Below are 16,360 nucleotides of genomic sequence, written 5' to 3'. Positions count from 1 at the left end.
CTTGGCTACGCGGACGTGCTGCGCAGCGCGCGCTGCCCGGCCGCGAATGCCGCGCCCGCGAACAGCGTGAGCGCCGAATACACGAGCCCGCGCGCGAGCCCCGCGCTGTCCGACACCCAGCCGATCGCGACCGGCCCCGCGATCTGTCCGAATGCGAAGACGGTCGTGAATGCGCTGATCCCCTTGGCCCAGCCGTCGGGCGGCAGGTTGTGCCGCACGAAGGCCGTCGTCGACGCGACCGCCGACAGGAACGTCGCGCCGAACAGCAAGCCCGATGCGAATGCGGCGGCCGGATGCACGAACAGCGCGGGCATCAGCGTCGCGACGCCGAGCAGCGCGTTGAGCACCGCGAGCGCCTGGCCGCCGCGCATCCGGTCGAGCAGCCCCGACCACAGCCGCGCCGACACGACGGTCGCGACGCCGAGCATCACGTAGAACGCGGCGACGACCGAGCCGCTCATCCCCGCGCCGCGCAGCAACGCGACGATGAACGTCATGTAGCCGATATAGCCGACGCCGAACAGCGCGTAGCCGGCCAGCGCGAGTGCGAAGCGGGCCGGGCTCGCGGCAGCCGCCGGTTTCGCACCGTCGGCCCGCGTGGCCGGTGCCGCATGGGCATGCTCGATGCGGCGCGCGGCCGACACGGCGACTGCCGAGAACAGCACGCACGCCGTCGCGAGTGCGAACCACGCGGGCTGCCAGCCGTGCACGCGTGACACGAGCGTGGCCGGCACGAGCAGCGACGACGCGACGATGCCCCATCCGGTGCCGCCGTAGTAAAGGCCGAGCAGCAGCCCCGCATCGCGCGGCGACGCGGAGGCGAGCCGCGCGGCCAGTACGCCGCCGCTGATGAAGATCAACGCGCTGCCGACACCCGTCGCCAGCCGCTGCGCGAGCAACGCGTGCATGTCCGGCGTGAGCCCGCCCGCGGCCATCAGCACGGCGGTCAGCGCGCAGCCGGCCGCGAGCAGCGTGCCCGCGCGCCGGCGCCGCGACAGCAGCGGGAAGGCAAGCGCGCCGATCAGGTAGCCGGCCGCGTTCGCCGTATTCAGCGCGCCGGCCTGCGCGAACGTCCAGCCGAGATCGGCCTTCATCGGCGGCAGCAGCAACGCATACGAAAAGCGTGCGAGGCCGAGCGCGATCGCGCTGCCGAGCGACAGGCAGATCGCGAGCCGCCACGCGGCCATGCGGCCGGGATCGGTGGCGCCGGCGTCCGGCCGCGAGCGACCGTCACGCTCCGGTTGCGGCACTGCACGCATCGGGGTGTCTCCTTCGTTGTTCGATTCCGGGGCTTGCGCCGCCGTCGGTCGATCATACTGGAGCCGCCACGAAATCGGCACGCGCGGCAGCGGCACAACCGCGACGGCCGCCGCGCCCGGTTCCCGCTCCCCGACACGACGGCCGAACACCGCGGGAAACCAGCCGGCGCGGGCGCGCGCTATCGCCCGAGTCCGGCCGCAAACGCCGCCAGCAGCGCGCGCCCTTCGGGCCATCCAGCCAGCCCGGACGCCGCGTTCAGATGGCCGCGCGCGCCGAGCAGAAGCGGCGTCGCACCCTGTTCCGTTGCCCATTCGAGCGCGCGCCCCGACGGATCGTACGGATCGTCCTCGCTCGCGATCGCCAGCACAGGCACGCGCCCGAACCCACTGTTCGGCAGGTTCGCGAACGCGGCGGCGGCAACGGGAAAGCGCGGCCCTGCCGGGTCGGGCACGGCCACGAGAAACGCGCCGCGCACCGCCCGAGCCGACACGGCATGCCAATGCGCGAACAACAGACAACCCAGCGAATGACACACCACGATCGGAGGCACCCCGGCGTTCGCGACGGCCTCGTCCAGCGCCGCCGTCCAGTCGGCCAGGTCGGGCGCGTCCCATGAAGCCGGCGCGATGCGCGCGGCGCCGGGCAACGCCGCCTCCCAGTGGCTTTGCCAATGATCCGGTCCCGAATTGCCGATACCCGGCACGATCACGATCGCTCGATTCATCACTCCCTCCATCGACGAAAGCCCAGAGTGTGACCACGCATCAGTCGGCATGGAATGGCAAGTCATCGGTTATTGGGACAAAATGCCGATGAATCAACGGTACCGGAGGACCGTCATGCCGGAAGAAGCACTGGATCGCCTGGATCTTGCGATCCTCGAAGCGCTGCAGGACAACGCGCGGACGCCGCTGTCGGAAGTCGGCAGGCGCATCGGGCTGTCGCAGCCGGCCACGTCGGAGCGCGTGAAGCGGCTGGAAGAACGCGGGATCATCGCCGGCTACGGCGCGCGGATCGATCCGGCCGCGCTCGGGTTGGGCATGATGGCGATCATCCGGCTCAAAACGACTCACGAGCACATCAAACCGGCGCTGCGCACGTTTGCCGAGATGCCGCATGTCATCGAAGTCCACCGCATGACCGGCGAGGACTGCTTTCTGCTGAAGGTGCTGGTGCCGACGCCGGGCCAGCTCGAAACCCTGATCGACGCGATTGCCCGCTTCGGCGCGGTCACGACTTCGCTGGTGCTGCGCTCGGAACCGACGAAGGCGATCGGAAAGGCGCTGCTCGGATGACGTTCGCATGCGGCTTTCTTTAACGACATAAAGTGCAGCAATCATTTCAATTGAACTCAAATTAAAAATTACCGAATTCAATTCGGCGTTCTGGATTTGAATTCACTAAAAAAAGATGCGCGATCTGTCGCTCGTTTTATCCATTTTTCCAATATGTGAATCGAAAACGCCCGTGTTTAGCGCACCTCAGCTAAAAACAATGCGACGCATTGCATTCGTAAATTCATCAGACTAATATCGACGCCACTCGCCCGGCATTCAAAAAATTCCGAACGAGGAGCGGCCATGTTTTTGCCGCGCTTTCATGTTGAATCACTCATGTTCACCACAGGAGAATTGACATGCAGGAAACCCAGCAGATCGAATTGCTTGACTGGATGCAGGAAGACACGCACCCCGAGGCCGTCGACATGATGGTCGAGGACGCCGTGGTGCCGTTCGGCACCGCGCTCTGGCCGGTCTGAGCGGGCCACCCGTTCTCGCGGAAGGGCCTCGGCCCTTCCGCCGCTTCCGGAGATACGCATGCTGAACCTGCACCGCGCGCTCGGTTTTCACCCGGCGCTGCGCGACAAGCTGGCACGCGGCGAATCGGGGAAACTGCTGGTCGGCTATGACACCCGCAACCGCGACACCGCGTTGCGCGCCTTTTCCGCCCTGCCCGATTCGCTCGACGCGACCACCCTCTGCCTCGAAAGCACCGCACCCGCCGATATCGCCGCCGCACTCGACGACGCCGACCTGTTCGTGCTGCTGTACGACTCGTCGTGCCTGCCGACGCCGTCGCCGAGCGGGCCGCCATTTCTCGCCGCGATCCGCCCCGCGATCGTCGAACACTGGGGCAAATCGGTTTTATTCAAGGATTACGGCCCGCACCTCGACGAGGCGTTCGCCGAATCGCTCGACGACATCGCCGCGCGCAACGGCCGGCTGATCGAGGCCGCAGCACGCGCGTCGCAGATCCGCTTCATCGACGAAGCCGGCAACACGCTGACGGGCTCGCTCGCGCCGGACCAGAAATGGACGAGCGTGGACGGCATGGGCAACCTCGACGTCGTGCCCGGCGAGATCGCGACGCACGTGACGGACCTGAACGGCACCGTCGTGTTCAGCGGCACGTTTCTCGGCACCGTGCCGTTCGCGATCAAGTACAAGGTGGCCGAGCAGCTCGCGACGCTGCATGTCGAGCACAGCACGATCGTCGATTTCGACACCGACGATGCGGGCTTCCGGCGCGATTTCGCGACCTATCTCGACCGGCACGCGAATCATCGGCGGATCGAGGAATTCGGCATCGGCACGAACCTCGGCATTCGCGGCCTGTACGGCCGCAACGCGGGGTTCGAGGAACGCCATCCGGGCCTGCATCTCGGGCTCGGCGGCGGCGAAAACGGCAGCCACCATCTCGACCTGATCTTCGCGCGCGGCACGCTCGCGCTCGACGAACGGATCGTGTTCGACGGCGCGTTCGCCGTCTGACGCGGCGGCGGGTTGCTCAGGCTTCGGCGGCCGCCGCGTCGCCGAGCCACTTGAACATCACGAAGCAGTCGACGAAGCCGAGCCGCGCGTGACGGTATGCGCGCGGCACCCGGCCGACGATCTCGAATCCCAGCTTCTGCCACAGCGCGACCGCGACCGCGTTCGTCGCGACCACCGAATTGAACTGCATCGCGAGGAAACCGCGCTCGCGCGCCATCTGCTGCGAGTGTTCGCACATCAGGCGCGCGACGCCGCGTCCGCGCGCGGCCTCGCTCACCATGTAGCCGCAGTTGCTCACGTGCTTGCCGGGCCCGGCCGCGTTCGCCTTCAGGAAATACGAGCCGAGCACCACGCCGTCCTCTTCGGCGATCCACGTGCAGAGCGGCGCGTCGAGCCACTGTGCGCGCGCCGCTTCCTGGGTCGGCTCGGGATCGAATGCATAGGTTTCCTGAGCAGCGACGATCGCGCGGTAAGTCGGCCAGAAGCGCGCGAAATCGTCGTCGGTCATCGGGCGAATCGTGATCATGCGGGGTCTCTCGTGAGGTGATGTCGGCAGGCCAGACGGGCGAACGAGCGATCGTACCGCGATTCATCGACGGTCGCCGTTATCGCCGCGCTGCGCTGCGATACGCGCGTCCCGTCGCACCATCCGTAGCGGCCATTTGGCCGAATCGTCACGCGCCATCCCGGATGAAAAAATGATCGTCGTCCGGGAAGCCCGCTCCACGCCCTCGAATCCCGAACGATGAAGACGCCGCATGCTCATCGGCCGCCCAGCCATTGCGATGTGAACCGCCCCGCTCCATTTACCTTTTTGTAGCTTATAAGTTACAATGCTCTCCAAGTTCGAACTTCTTCGCTATCAACGCGACGACGGTCGCGAGCCGTTCACCGAATGGCTGAACGCCGTCCGTGACAAGCCCGCGCAGGCGCGAATCCGCGAGCGGCTGCGCCGCGTGCAGACCGGCAACTTCGGCGATTGCGAGCCGGTCGGCGAAGGCGTGATCGAACTGCGCGTCCATGTCGGCACCGGCTATCGCGTGTACTTCGGCCGGCACGGCGGCGCCGTGGTGCTGCTGCTGTCCGGCGGCGACAAGGCGAGTCGATCCGACGACATCAGGCGCGCCAAGGAACACTGGTCGAACTGGAAACGGAGGCAAACATGAACAAGCTCAAAGGCGCGGTATCGCACCACGATGCGGAAGTCGCCGAACTCGGCGCCGACCGCGAGCTCGCGGTCGCCTATCTGCGCGTCGCGATGGAATCGCTCGACGATCCCGACAACCGCGCGGCCGGTCTGCTCGCGCTGCGCACGGTCGCGGAAGCGTACGGCGGGCTCGGCGCCGTCGCGGCCGAAGCCGGCATCAGCCGCGAATCGCTGTATCGCACGCTGTCTCCGAACGGCAACCCGACGCTGAAAACCCTGCTCGCGGTACTCAAGACCGTCGGCCTGCGCCTGTCCGTCGTTCCCGCGCAGCCGTCGCACGCGTAAGGGCGCGCGTCACACCTGCCCCGTCACGGCTGAACCATCCACACCAGCAGCATCTGATCCGGCGCGGCCGTCATCCCCGCCGGCGGATGCGCGATCGTCGGCTCGACCGCCAACGCGTGTGCGATCGTCGCCGCATCGTCGATCGTCGTCGTGTGCACGATCGTCATCAGCCGCGCCGGCCGGCGCAGCGTTTCGCGATACAACGCGCCATACCACAGCGGCCGCATGCCGAGCGCATCCTGCAACACGTACGGATAACGCCACAGCCGCAGCACGAAGCGGCTTTCCGGGTGGGCGGGATCGACGCGGACGAACACGCGTCGCGTGCTCTCGCCGTGCGTATAACGCGGCAGCACGGGCAGCGTATCGGCGGGCGCCTGCGGCAATAGCCAACGCAGCGCGGTGGCCGGCGACCACGGCGTCGCGCGCTGCCAGCCGGCCTGCGCGAGATGGCGGTCGAGCGTGTCCGACGTCGCGCTCCATTGCAGCGGCAGATATTCCTCGCGGTCGCCGCCGATCTCGGTGCGCCGCGCCGGCACGCGCTGCCACCCGCCGCGCAGCCACTGGTCGACGGTCATCGCGACCACGTCGCCGACATGCGGACGCGCCGCGCGATCGAGCTGCCACTGCGCGGGCACCGTCCATACGCCGGCCGTCGCGAGCACGACGACGACCGCGACGAGCGCGCCGCGCGGCTGCACGTGCTCGCGCACGCGCCAGTACGCATAGGCGCCGGCGAGCAATGCGAACCAGGTGAGCCCGAGGCTCCATCCGCCCAGCAAGCCCGACAACCAGGTATCGCCGACGTACAGCCGCGCGAAGCCGCCGAGCACGATCCACAGCACGACCGCCGTCACGACCGGAATGCGCCACCGCGCGGGCCGGTCGCGCGCCAGCACCCAGCCAAGGCCGCTGCTTGCGAGAATCGCGAACGCGGCGTCGCCGTCCGGCAGCGGCACGTGCAGCGCGCCGGGCGGCAGGCTCGCAGGCGTCGCGCCGGGCGCGCCCGCGCCGAACACCGGCACGAGCACGACGGCGACGCCGATCGTCGCGAGCCACCATGCGGCCGTCAGCCAGCAGCGATGGATCATCAGCCAGACGAGAAACGCGGCCGCGACGATCAGCCCCGTGTCGTGTCCGTGCAGCACGGCGAGCGCGCTCATCGCGGCGTCGGCGGGCGGCGTGCGCAGGTGCTGCAGGAACGCGTACAGCGCGATGTCCGCGTGCATCAGCGGATCGTTCGCGACGACGTCCTGCACGATCCCCGCGAACAGCCACACGCAGCCGACGAACAACAGCGCGAGCACGGGCACCGCGCCCGGCAGCCCGCGCAGGTACGCGATCCCGTCGTGCAGCCGCGCGCCGAACCGCGGCCAGCGGCGCACGCATGCGTGCACGGCTTCGGCGAGCGCACGACACAACAACGGCCAGCCGCGCCGCAGCGCGACGCGCACGCCGATCCACACGAGCGCGACCAGCGCGGCCACGACCAGCAGGATCGCGGCGACTCGCACGCTGATCGCCGCGGCCAGCGCGGCCGACGCGCCGAACAGGATGCCGGGCGCGACGTGCACGGGCGCCCACACGAGCGCCGAGATCACGTTGACCGGATAGAACAACCGGCGCGGCAGCGTCGCGCAACCGACGACGACCGGTACGACCGCACGCACCGGCGCGAGAAAGCGCGCGAGCACGATGCTCTTCATGCCGTGACGCAGCACGAATTCCTCGCCGCGTGCGTACGCGTTCGCCGAGCCGAAGCGCGCCCACGCAGTGCGGATCATCCCGCGGTAACGTCGGCCGAGTTCGTAGCTGATCCCGTCGCCGATCACCGCGCCGACGGCCGCGACGCCGATCGTCGCCCATGCGTCGAGCGCACCCGCGCCGATCAGCGCGCCGGCCGCGAACATCACGGCGCCCGCCGGCACGACCGTGCCGATCAGCGCGATCGCCTCGGCGCACGCGGCCACGAACACGACCGCCAGCACGAGAAGCGGATGCGCGCCGATCGCGCCGATCCACGCATGGATCGTGTCGCTCATCGCACACTCCCGAACGGTGCGGCCCGATGCGCGAACAGCGGGCCGGGAGGGGCATTGGATACGTTCATCGCGACATGCGCACGCTCGCGCCGGCGTCGAGGTCAGGGGTCAATCGAACTCGTGTTGCCGCGCGTCGGCCTCGAGCGGTGCGTCGTGGTAGCCGACCGTCGCGATCTCGTGCAGATAGCGCGCAAGAAACGCGCCGATCGAGCCGGCGGCCTCGTATTGATGCACGTGACGGAACTCGTGGGTCAGCAGCCGGCGCGTGTCCTGCCCGCGCAGCACGTACACCGCATGACCGAGCGTGAGGCCGATCGTCCCGGGCGACAGCAGCCCCGTGTCGCGGGCGATCGCGGCAAGCGTCGGCGTGTCCGGAAACGGCATGCGCTCGACCGTCATCACGCGAATCCGCTCCGGCTGCGCGACGCCCACCGTGCGCGCGTCGTCGGCCTGCCCGAGGGTCAGCGGCGCGCCCTGCGCGAGCCCGCGCGCTGCCTCCGCTTCGGCCCAGGCAACGGCGGCAGGCAGGGCGGACGGCAGGATATCGGCCAGCTCGATCATTGCAGGACTCCTCGGTTCGCGCAGATGGCATCGGGCACCAGTTTAGTCCCGAATCGGAGCGGTTCGCGGGGCGAGCCGTCGATGCCGCGCCGGCCCGCGTCCGGTACAACGATCACCCGGGAATACCCTGATTCGCGTGCGCTGCGCACGATACGCTTGCCGATAAATTATTTCGTCGCAGTGCGCATTCCGCGATCACTCTCGTTGAAAATTTCTCGAACGAGTACCGTTTTCGGGTTCGGGGGCATATATTGGTCAGAAGAACGGCCGCGGCGACAACCGGACAGCCACGACGGCAACGCGCGGCGTCATCCCGAAGAGGACCGCTGGAAGATGATCAGGGTAATTCTGGCTGACGATCACGCAGTCATGCGGGACGGACTGCGTCACATTCTGGAGATGGCCGGCGGTTTCGAGATCGTCGGCGAGGCGAGCGACGGCTCGGGCACGCTCGCGCTGGCCGAACGCATGGCCGCCGACGTGCTGCTGCTCGACCTGTCGATGCCCGCGCCGACCGGCATCGAGCTGATCCGGCTGGTCAAGCGCCAGGCGCCGTCGCTGCGCACGCTGGTGTTGACGATGCACGCGGAAGCGCAGTACGCGGCGCGCGCGTTCAAGGCCGGCGCCACCGGCTACCTGACGAAGGACAGTGCGACCGCCGAACTCGTCGAGGCCGTCGGCAAGGTGGCGGCGGGCGGCGTCTACGTGAGCCCGTCCGCGGCGGAAAGCCTCGCGCACACGCTGCGCGCACCGGCTCAGGCGCTGCCGCACGAGCGACTGTCCGCGCGCGAGTTCGACGTGATGCGCCGCATCGTCGCCGGTCAGACCGTCACGCGGATCGCGTCCGAACTCGCACTAAGCGCGAAGACGGTCAGCACGTACAAGACGCGGATCCTCGAGAAGATGGGGCTGCCGCACGAAGCCGCACTGGTCCGCTACACGGTGCGCCACGATCTCGACCTCGGGGCCGACGACGCATGATGGCCGCCTTCCGCTTCCCGCCCGCACCGCCGTCGCCGCCGTCGGACAACGACGATCCGGACACGTCGCGCCTGTTCATGTCGTCGCTGCCGCCGGGCCGGCGCGAAAGGCGGCTCGCGCTCGCGACGGTACTCGTGTCGGCCGTGATCTTCGCCGCGCTCGCGCCGTTCGCGGCGATGCCGCTCGCGCCGGGCTGGGCGTTCATTCCCGTTTACCAGTCGGCGATCGTCATCAACGACATGGTGACGGCCGGCCTGCTGCTCGGTCAGTACGCGATCCTGCGCGAGAAGCCGCTGCTCGTGCTGGCGGGCGGCTACCTGTTCACGGCGTTCATGGCCGGCACGCACATGCTGACCTTCCCCGGGCTGTTCGCGCGGACCGGCCTGCTCGGCGCCGGCGAACAGACCACCGCATGGCTATACCTGTTCTGGCATGGCGGCTTTCCGCTGTCGGTCGCCGCGTACGCGCTGCTGCGCGCGACGTCGCGCGGGCATCCGGCCCCGGGCCCGGCCCCGCAGCACCGCGCGGCGATTCCGGTCGGCCTCTGCATCGCCGCCGCGATCGGCGCGACGGTCGCGCTCGCGCTGCTCGCGACCGCCGGCCACGACCTGCTGCCGCGCATCATGAGCGGCAACCGGATGACCGCGACGATGACGAAAGCGATCACGGTCGTCTGGGGGTTGAATCTCGTCGCGCTGATGCTGATGTGGCGGCAGCGGCGCCGCCATTCGGTGCTCGACCTCTGGGTGATGACGGTACTCGTCGCGTGGCTGTTCGACATCGCGCTGTCGTCGATGCTGAACCACGGGCGCTTCGATCTCGGCTTCTACGCCGGGCGCGCGTACGGCCTCGTCGCGTCGGGCGTCGTGCTGTTCGCGATGCTGTTCGAGAACGGCCGGCTGCACGCGCAGACGGTGCGCGCGCTGGCCGGCGCACGCTTCCAGCATCTGCTCGTCGTGCAGAAAAGCGCGCAGCTGAACGACGCGAACGAACGGCTCGAACAACGCGTCGCCGCGCGCACCGCGCAGCTGAGCGCGTCGAACCGCGACCTGCGACGCGAAGTCGAGGAGCGCGTGCGCGCGGAGCGGGCGTTGCAGGCGTCGCGCGAGGAGCTGCGCGAGATCGCCGCGATCAGCGCCAGCGCGCGCGAAGCCGAGCAGCGCCGCATCGCGCGCGAACTGCACGATGAACTCGCGCAGTCGCTCGCGGCGCTGAAAAACGATCTCGAATCGCTGATCGACCGCGTGCCGCAGGACGACGCGTCGCTCGCACGCAAGATCGCGGCGATGCATGCGCTCGCGCGCGGCGCGGTGGCCGCGACGCGCCGCATCGCGTCGGACCTGCGCCCGCTGATGCTGGACGATCTCGGCTTCGCGGCGGCGATGCAATGGCTCGTGGAGGATTTCCGGCACCGTCACGGGATCGCCTGTTCGCTGCACGTCGAGCCGCCCGAACTGCAACTCGACGAACCGTATGCGACGGCCGTGTTCCGCATCGCGCAGGAAGCGCTCGCGAACGTCGCCCGGCACGCGGCCGCGTCGCACGCGGACGTCGAGCTCGTGTGCGGCAGCGAAGCGATCGCGCTGACGATACGCGACGACGGCGCGGGCTTCGATCCCGCGGTGCCGCGCAAGTCGGCTTCGTTCGGGCTGGTGGGGTTGCGCGAGCGTGCGTATCTGGTCGGCGGCACGCTGCGGATCGCGACGACGCTCGGCGAAGGCACGACGGTGGAGGTCGAGATTCCGCGGGTGCCGGCGCCCGTGGCGCTCGCGCATGGCGGGCACGGGGTTTCGCGGGGCTAGACGGGCGGCGGGAGACGCCGGACAACGATGGCCTGGTCGACCGCCTTCGTCGAGCGCGCCGCTTTCAGCATGCGCTCGAGTACTTGCCGTCGAACCGGCATGCGTCGTCCTGTTTCAGGATCATCGAAAACCGGCCGACGCTGCGATAGCGCCGCACGCCATCACGCCCGCGCCGCGACCATCCCCCGCTCCGAGCGCGTCCACGCGACCAGCGCACCGACGCCGAGCAACGCGAGGCACACGATCGGCACGATCATCGGCCCGAACGCGGTGCCCGTCACCTTGCCCGCGAACGGCATCAGGTTCTGGCTGAAGAAGCCGCCGAGGTTGCCGATCGAGTTGATCGCGGCGACGCTCGCGGCCGCCCGCGCGCCGGTGAAGTAACGCGGCGGCATCGACCAGAAGCACGGATACAGCAGCGGGATGCACGCGCCGCCCAGCACGAGCGCGATGAAGCGCAGCGGCGTCGACGGCAGCACGAGGCTCAGCAGGAAGCCGAGCGCGCCGAGCGCCGCGACGATCGCGATCGTGCGGAGGATGCTCTTCGCGCGACGCAGCTTCGCCGGCAGCCACACCAGCAGCACCACCGCGAGCGCCCACGGCAGCATGCTCAAGAAGCCATTCGTGGTGCTCGACACGCCGAACGATTTCACGAGCGTCGGCAGCCAGTACGTGACGCCGTACAGCGACGTCGACATCAGCATGTAGGTCGCCGCGAACAGCATCACGCGCGGATCGAGCAGCGCCTTCCACGGCTGACCGTGCTCGGCCTGCGCCGGCTTCTCGCGCTCCAGCGCGGCCGCGACGATCTGCTTCTCGCGCGCGTCGAGGAACGGCGCTTCTCGGAACGACGCGGGCAGCACGCGAAACACGACGATCGCGACGACCACGGCCGGAATGCCCGTCGCGACGAACACCCACTGCCAGCCCGCGAGCCCCCACACGCCGTTCAGGCTCAGCAGCACGCCGCCGACCAGCGAGCCGAGCATGTTCGCGAGCGCGCTGCCGAGCGTGAAGATGCCGAGCACCTTCGCGCGGTAGCTCTGCGGAAACCACAGCGTCAGGTAATAGATCACGCCCGGATAGAAGCCGGCCTCGGCGATGCCGAGCAGGAAGCGCAGCGAGCAGAACGCGGGCATCGACGTCGTGAAGCCCATCAGCACCGTGATGAGCCCCCACGTCAGCATGATCCGCGCGAGCCACACGCGCGCGCCGTAACGATGCAGCGCAAGGGTGCTCGGCACCTCGAACAGCAGGTAGCCGATGAAGAACAGCGACGACGCGAGCCCGAACGCGGCTTCCGTCATCCCGAGGCTGTGCACCATCTGCAGTTTCGCGAAACCGACGTTCTGCCGGTCGATGAACGCGATCAGGAACATCACGACGAGGATGGGCAGCAGGCGCCGCGCCATCTTCGACATGATGCGCTGTTCTTCGGCGGACGCGGGGTCCAGAGTGTCGGTAGCGTTCACTTCAGGCTCCTTGGGTGAATCGGTTGCATATCGGTTGCTTGTCGGTTGAATCGGCGCCGCGCTTGATGAACGCGCGGGCGTCACGTGGTTCGATAAACGGACTCGGATCGCGGCCCGCGTGGCTCAACCCGCCCGGTAGTCGTCGAGCATCGGCGCGAACATCTCGTGCCACGCGCGCGGCTTCGCCTTGATCGTGCCGGCGAGGTACAGGAATTCGACGTAGTCCATCAGCTGGTTCGGCAACACCGAGAAGCGCGTGTCGGGCGCGGCGAGCATCCGCATCACGTCGTCGTGCGACACGCCGACGCCCGACGACGACGCATAGAGCGCGGCCGCCGCGCGCGGGTCCTGCGCGATCATTCGATTCGCCTCGTCGAGCGCGCCCAGAAACGCGGCGGCGAGCGCCGGCTCCGCATCGACGAGCCGCTTCGGCGCGAACACGACGTCGAGCGTCAGCGGGCCGAGCACGTCGACCGAATTCACCACGCGATGGATGCCCGGCTGCCGCAATTCGAGCGTCGAGAACGGCGGCGACGTGAAGTGCGCGGTCACGCCGTTCTCGCGGCGGATCAGCGCCTGCATCGCCTGCGGATGCGGCAGGTTCACGGTGATCGAATCGAGTTGCGCGAAATGCGTCGGGCCGAGTTGCCGGCTCGCGACCATCTGCAGCACGACCGCCGACAGCGACGTGCGGATGCCCGGCACCGCGATCCGGTCGGACGGCGTGAAGTCGCGCAGCGACACGAGGCCCGCGCGGTTCGCGTTCAGCGACAGCGACGTGGTCGACAGCCCGCTGACGCCGATCACCTCGACGTTCGGAATGCCGCGCGCCCGCGCCCACAGCTCGATGAAACCCGGCGCGCCGGCGGCCGCGAAATCGAGCGTGCCGGCCATCATCGCGTCGTTGACGGAATTGCCGCCGTCGAGCAGCACCCATTCGACCGCGACGTCGCGCACGCCGCGGCGCGCCGCATGCCGCTCGAACAGCCGCTGCTTCTCCATCACGAGCAGCGGCAGGTACAGCACGCCATAGCCTTTCGAGATCCGCACGGTGCGCGGCTTCGCGCGCACCCGCGCCGGCGCCCCGAGCACGCCCAGCACGCCGAGGCCGGCTGCGATCAACGCGCGGCGGCGCGGCGACGTCGTCATGCGCGCGCCGCCGTGCAGCGGACGGCCTGCGGCCACGCGCAGGCCGGCGTGGCGCCGCGGCGCGCGTTCGTCGTGCCCGTGACATGCTGCATGTTGCCGTCTCCATGAATATTTCTGGTATTAATGCCGTCCTTGCATCCTGCTTCCGGCTCGACACAGGTTATCGGCCGAGTCTGAGAAAATGCTGACATCCCGGCCCCGGGAAAACCCCTAACCCACCTACCTTCAAACGGCACCATGCGCATTCTCGTCGTGGAGGACGATGCCGAAATCGGCGCGGCGATCCGCAGCCGTCTGGCCCGGCTCGGCCACGCCGTCGATCTCGAAACCGACGGCGCGACCGCGAACGGGCTGCTGCGCGTCGAGCGCTTCGATCTCGTCGTGCTCGATGCGAACCTGCCCGGCATGGACGGCTTCACGGTACTGCGCAACCTGCGCGCGACGGGCAGCACGACGCCCGTGCTGCTCGTCACCGCGCGCTCGGCGATCGACGACCGCGTGAGCGGCCTCGGCCTCGGCGCCGACGACTACCTCGTGAAGCCGTTCGACTACCGCGAACTCGACGCACGCGTGCAGGCGCTCCTGCGCCGCAACAGCGGCCATGCGAACGACGTGCTGACGCTCGGCGGCCTCGTGATCGACCGCAGCAGCCGTCTCGCGGAACTCGACGGCCAGCCGCTGTCGCTGTCGCGCCAGGAATTCGCGCTGCTCGAAATCCTCGCGAGTCGCCCGCAACGCATCTTCTCGAAGGAAGAACTGCTGAACCAGTTGTTCAGCTTCGGCAACGAGCCGACCGCGAACGCGGTCGAGCAGTACGTGACGCGCGTGCGCAAGAAGCTGCAGGGCAGCTCGGTCGAGATCCGCACCGCACGCGGGATGGGGTATCAGATTGCCGCGCATTGACTGGTTCCCGAAGACGCTGTTCGGGCGCACGCTGCTGTTCATCGCGCTCGTCGTCGCGACCGGCGCGCTCGCGCTCGCGGCGATCGCGCGCTACTACGCGGGCGTCGCGGCCGAACGCGCGTACGACCAATTGCTCGCCGGCGCATCGATCCAGGTCGCCGAAAACCTCTACGTGCAAGGCGGCGTGCTCGCGCTGAATCCGCCGGTGGCCGCGCTGTCGACGCTGTCGCGCTACGACCTCGTCTACTACAAGGTGGTCGATTCGCGCGGCGTGGTCGTGGCTGGGTACCACGATCTCGCGAGCCCCGCGACGCTCGCCGCCGCGAAGCAGGGCCCCGCGTTCGCGAACGCCGTCTACCAGGGGCATCGGGTGCGCACCGCGACGATCGCGCGCTTCATGCCCGAGGAAAGCACGCCGGGCTGGGCGCTCGTGACGGTTGCGCAGACAACCAACGCGCGCCAGCAGCTGACGAACGACATGAGCATCAAGGTATGGACGCTGATCCTGCTGATGAGCGTACTCGCGATCGGCGCGAGCGGCCTCGCGATCCGGCGTGGCCTGCGCCCGCTCGCGCAGATCGGCACGATCATCGCCGCGCGCGACCCGGCCGACCTGCGGCCGGTGGCCGTCGATACGCCGAGCGAGATCGACGCGATCATCGGGTCGATCAACGGCTTGATGCACCGCCTCGCCGAGCGGATCAACGCGATGCAGCGCTTCATCGCCGACGCCGCGCACCAGATGCGCACGCCGCTCGCGCGGCTCGATGCGCAGATCGAGCTGCTCGACGGCGAATCGGATCCCGCGCGTCATGCGGCGCGGCTCGATGCGTTGCGTGCGACTTCTTCGGACGTCGGCCGGCTCACCGGCCAGTTGCTCAATCATGCGATGGTGATTCATCGCACCGAGGCCGTGCCACTGCAACCGGTCGAACTCGTCACGCTCGCGAAAGAGGTCCTGGGCCGCACGATTCCGCTCGCCGGCGAACGCGACGTGGCCGTTGCGTTCGCGAGCGACGCGCCGCACGCATGGATCGACGGCGATGCGATCAGTCTTCAGGAAGCGCTGTCGAACGTGCTGCACAACGCGCTGCTGCACGGCCACGCGGACGACATCGTCGTGTCGGTCGCGACCACCGGCAATGCAGAGGGCACGGTGACGCTGACCGTCACCGACAACGGGCGCGGGATACCGCGCGAGCACTGGGACGCGGCGTTGCAGCCCTTCGTGCGAATCGCGCCGGACGGCAGCGAGCGGCGTACCGGGTCCGGCCTCGGGCTCGCGATCGTGCAGGAAGTGATGAAGGCGCACGGCGGGCGCGTGGGGTTTGCGTTTCCCGATGCGGGCGGGTTCGCGGTGGTGCTGACGTTTCCGCGCGCGGCGGCGACGCACGCCGCAAGCGTCGCTTAGGCAACCGCAGATCCGGCACACGCACGTTCGATCGAACGCCGCCGCGCGACACGCGTTCAGTCGTCGCTGTCGCGATCGTCGTCGGCGTTGCGCTGCGCGTGTCGCGCAACCAATTGATCCAGCTCGTCATACTGGCGCTCGCAGAACAACCGGCACAACGCATCGACATCGACGCGCTTTCTCACGTCGATCGTGTCGACGTGCTGCTCCAGCTTGCCCTTGCCGATGCCGAAGAGCCCCTTCTTCATCCGCATGGACACCGCATTCAACTGGAAGCCGTCCGAATGCGCATCCGTCAACGCGGTCACCCACAGCTCGCGCTGATCGTCGGCATGCTGCAGCACGAGCGCCGGCAGCGGGCCGTCCTGCGTCTCGTTCCATTCGACGTGCTGAGCAGCCCAAGGGAACGCATCGAACGCATGAACGAACGACGCATAGTCGGTCGCGCCCTGCTGATCGAGCTGATTGAAGTCGTAACCGACTTTCTGGATGGAATAGGTCAACATGGCGCGGTGC

General features: G+C 68.6%; 17 protein-coding genes. 9 read left to right on the top strand and 8 right to left on the bottom strand.

Going from position 1 to position 16,360, the window contains the following annotated elements; translation table 11 throughout:
* Nucleotides 1-5: 5 nt before the first annotated feature.
* Both J8I33_RS04025 and J8I33_RS04020 read right to left on the bottom strand, forming a co-directional pair.
* The gene (locus J8I33_RS04025; protein WP_209933234.1) at nucleotides 6-1,259 is read right to left on the bottom strand and encodes a YbfB/YjiJ family MFS transporter; all 1,254 of its coding nucleotides are present in this window, start codon (nucleotides 1,257-1,259) and stop codon (nucleotides 6-8) included.
* 179 nt (nucleotides 1,260-1,438) lie between these two features.
* Nucleotides 1,439-1,984 (bottom strand): alpha/beta hydrolase, encoded by a 546-nt coding sequence (locus tag J8I33_RS04020; RefSeq protein WP_209933711.1) that lies wholly within the window; start codon nucleotides 1,982-1,984, stop codon nucleotides 1,439-1,441.
* Nucleotides 1,985-2,099: 115 nt separating this feature from the next.
* Between J8I33_RS04020 and J8I33_RS04015 the strand changes: the two genes are divergently transcribed.
* From J8I33_RS04015 to J8I33_RS04010, 3 genes are all read left to right on the top strand, one after another.
* The gene (locus J8I33_RS04015; protein WP_050014512.1) at nucleotides 2,100-2,555 is read left to right on the top strand and encodes an Lrp/AsnC family transcriptional regulator; all 456 of its coding nucleotides are present in this window, start codon (nucleotides 2,100-2,102) and stop codon (nucleotides 2,553-2,555) included.
* 341 nt (nucleotides 2,556-2,896) lie between these two features.
* Complete coding sequence (locus J8I33_RS34730; RefSeq protein ID WP_006479692.1) at nucleotides 2,897-3,019, top strand: hypothetical protein; 123 nt, start codon at nucleotides 2,897-2,899, stop codon at nucleotides 3,017-3,019.
* A 58-nt stretch (nucleotides 3,020-3,077) separates the two neighbouring features.
* Nucleotides 3,078-4,031, top strand: a complete 954-nt coding sequence (locus tag J8I33_RS04010) for a leucyl aminopeptidase (protein WP_124679476.1) — start codon at nucleotides 3,078-3,080, stop codon at nucleotides 4,029-4,031.
* 16 nt (nucleotides 4,032-4,047) lie between these two features.
* Here the strand turns inward: J8I33_RS04010 and J8I33_RS04005 are convergent, their stop codons facing one another.
* A complete protein-coding gene (locus J8I33_RS04005) occupies nucleotides 4,048-4,557 on the bottom strand; it encodes a GNAT family N-acetyltransferase (RefSeq protein WP_050014396.1) in 510 nt (169 codons plus the stop codon).
* Between the two features lie 307 nt (nucleotides 4,558-4,864).
* On the opposite strand from J8I33_RS04005, the gene J8I33_RS04000 reads away from it, so the two are divergent.
* Together J8I33_RS04000 and J8I33_RS03995 are read left to right on the top strand one after the other, a co-directional pair.
* Nucleotides 4,865-5,197, top strand: coding sequence for a type II toxin-antitoxin system RelE/ParE family toxin (locus J8I33_RS04000; protein ID WP_209933232.1), 333 nt, complete (start codon nucleotides 4,865-4,867; stop codon nucleotides 5,195-5,197).
* Nucleotides 5,194-5,523, top strand: coding sequence for a transcriptional regulator (locus J8I33_RS03995; RefSeq protein WP_006479699.1), 330 nt, complete (start codon nucleotides 5,194-5,196; stop codon nucleotides 5,521-5,523). Before J8I33_RS04000 ends, J8I33_RS03995 begins: the two co-directional genes overlap by 4 nt.
* Before the next feature lie 23 nt (nucleotides 5,524-5,546).
* Here the strand turns inward: J8I33_RS03995 and J8I33_RS03990 are convergent, their stop codons facing one another.
* A complete protein-coding gene (locus J8I33_RS03990) occupies nucleotides 5,547-7,565 on the bottom strand; it encodes an LssY C-terminal domain-containing protein (RefSeq protein ID WP_209933230.1) in 2,019 nt (672 codons plus the stop codon).
* A gap of 108 nt (nucleotides 7,566-7,673) precedes the next feature.
* Entirely contained in the window at nucleotides 7,674-8,126 is a 453-nt protein-coding gene (locus J8I33_RS03985; RefSeq protein ID WP_124630851.1) for a hypothetical protein, read from the bottom strand.
* A gap of 333 nt (nucleotides 8,127-8,459) precedes the next feature.
* Here J8I33_RS03985 and J8I33_RS03980 point away from each other — a divergent pair, with 333 nt between their 5' ends.
* Nucleotides 8,460-9,107 carry a response regulator transcription factor gene (locus J8I33_RS03980; RefSeq protein WP_050014388.1) on the top strand — a complete coding sequence of 216 codons (648 nt, stop codon included), beginning with the start codon at nucleotides 8,460-8,462 and terminating at the stop codon, nucleotides 9,105-9,107.
* Nucleotides 9,104-10,909 carry a sensor histidine kinase gene (locus J8I33_RS03975; RefSeq protein ID WP_209933228.1) on the top strand — a complete coding sequence of 602 codons (1,806 nt, stop codon included), beginning with the start codon at nucleotides 9,104-9,106 and terminating at the stop codon, nucleotides 10,907-10,909. The genes J8I33_RS03980 and J8I33_RS03975 overlap by 4 nt, the downstream gene beginning before the upstream one ends.
* 161 nt (nucleotides 10,910-11,070) lie before the next feature.
* On the opposite strand, the gene J8I33_RS03970 is transcribed toward J8I33_RS03975, so the two are convergent.
* A complete protein-coding gene (locus J8I33_RS03970; protein ID WP_050014384.1) occupies nucleotides 11,071-12,381 on the bottom strand; it encodes an MFS transporter in 1,311 nt (436 codons plus the stop codon).
* A gap of 123 nt (nucleotides 12,382-12,504) precedes the next feature.
* A complete protein-coding gene (locus tag J8I33_RS03965) occupies nucleotides 12,505-13,530 on the bottom strand; it encodes an ABC transporter substrate-binding protein (protein WP_089489029.1) in 1,026 nt (341 codons plus the stop codon).
* Between the two features lie 237 nt (nucleotides 13,531-13,767).
* Here J8I33_RS03965 and J8I33_RS03960 point away from each other — a divergent pair, with 237 nt between their 5' ends.
* Together J8I33_RS03960 and J8I33_RS03955 are read left to right on the top strand one after the other, a co-directional pair.
* Nucleotides 13,768-14,433: a response regulator transcription factor gene (locus tag J8I33_RS03960; RefSeq protein ID WP_050014383.1), complete on the top strand. Its 666-nt coding sequence runs from the start codon at nucleotides 13,768-13,770 to the stop codon at nucleotides 14,431-14,433.
* On the top strand, nucleotides 14,420-15,844 hold the full coding sequence (locus J8I33_RS03955; RefSeq protein ID WP_209933226.1) for a sensor histidine kinase: 1,425 nt from the start codon (nucleotides 14,420-14,422) through the stop codon (nucleotides 15,842-15,844). The genes J8I33_RS03960 and J8I33_RS03955 overlap by 14 nt, the downstream gene beginning before the upstream one ends.
* 56 nt (nucleotides 15,845-15,900) lie before the next feature.
* Here the strand turns inward: J8I33_RS03955 and J8I33_RS03950 are convergent, their stop codons facing one another.
* Nucleotides 15,901-16,350, bottom strand: coding sequence for a hypothetical protein (locus J8I33_RS03950; protein WP_124554427.1), 450 nt, complete (start codon nucleotides 16,348-16,350; stop codon nucleotides 15,901-15,903).
* Nucleotides 16,351-16,360 lie beyond the last annotated feature (10 nt).

Origin of the sequence: Burkholderia sp. AcTa6-5 (assembly GCF_017815075.1) — a bacterium.
Classification (GTDB): Bacteria; Pseudomonadota; Gammaproteobacteria; order Burkholderiales; family Burkholderiaceae; genus Burkholderia; species Burkholderia sola.
The sequence above is the reverse complement of the archived record's forward strand: the minus strand, read 5'-3'. Positions and strand labels throughout refer to the sequence as shown.